The sequence below is a fragment of the Micromonospora sp. DT41 genome (assembly GCF_049841715.1).
GTDB classification, from domain to species: domain Bacteria; phylum Actinomycetota; class Actinomycetes; order Mycobacteriales; family Micromonosporaceae; genus Micromonospora; species Micromonospora profundi.
Genome location: NZ_JBNCKU010000048.1, coordinates 1 through 1,106, shown reverse-complemented (window position 1 = coordinate 1,106; position 1,106 = coordinate 1). Strand labels below are relative to the sequence as shown.

Genomic DNA, 1,106 nt, shown 5'->3' with positions numbered 1-1,106 from the left:
ACCCATGGGGAGTGGTACACCTCGGGTCAGTACTCACTCGGACCGGTCGACAGCCGCCTGGTCCTCGGCCGCTGGTAGCGCCGACAGGGGAGTTGGTACGGGGCCCTGAGTCAGGGCCCGATACGCAGAGGGCGGCCGAACGGTCGCCCCCTGCGCCGTGTGTGGAGAGGGCCGGGAACGGCCGCGGACCCACCCGCGCCCGTTCCCGAACCGGGTCTGGGGCTTTCTTGAACTGTCCTACAGCGCCGCTGGCGAAAATCTGCAGCTCGCACTGCGAGCTTGGGTGCCGAGTGGCATCGGGGCTGCCGGTCACGTGGCGACCGGGACGTCGCCGGCCAGAGGACGATAGGAAAGGTTGCACATGGGAGAGAGACGGATGAGCGGTGCTGGACGTCGGCTGTGGCGGTTCCCCGCTGGCGCTGTCCGCCGACTCGCGCTCGTCATGCTGTGCTCGGCGGTGGCACTGCCCGGGACCACACTCATGGCCGAACTGTCCGGAACCGGGGCGGCACAAGCCGCCGGTCCGCGACCGATGTTCCAGCTGCCCGCCCCGTGTGGCGAGACGTGGCGACTGTCGACCTATGCCGGGCACGACGACTACGACATCGACATGACTCCCACCTCGGGTAGCGCATGGGGGCGGCCGATCCTGGCATCCTTCGGCGGGACTGTGGTGCGAGCGGGCATCGACGGGACGCTCGGCGGACGTACTCCGTCCAACCCCTCCGGTCCGATGGGGACCGGTGGCGGCTACTACGTGCGTATCGACCACGGTAACGGGTGGCAGAGCCTGTACCTGCACATGCTGCAGTCACCGATGGTCAGTGTCGGCCAGCAGGTGAGGATCGGGCAGCAGTTGGGCAAGGTCGGCAGCACCGGCAGTTCCAGCGGCCCGCACCTGCACTTCGAACAGACCCGGGACGGCGCCAAGGTGGAGTCGTACTTCAATGGCGTGCCCTCGGGCATCACCCACGACAACTACTCGTACAGCGTCAACAGGACGAGCTACAACTGCGGCCCGGTGGGTAGTGCGGCGCCGGCGTTGATGCGTGATGACGGTGACGGGACGATGACGTTGTGGCGGTGGTCGTCGTCGGGTTCGTCGT

At 67.8% G+C, this 1,106-nt stretch carries 1 protein-coding gene; it reads left to right on the top strand.

Annotation, left to right across the window (positions count from 1 at the left end):
• Nucleotides 1–376: 376 nt before the first annotated feature.
• A partial coding sequence (locus tag ACLQ23_RS31530) for a M23 family metallopeptidase (RefSeq protein WP_425736166.1) occupies nt 377–1,106 on the top strand: 730 nt, incomplete at its 3' end.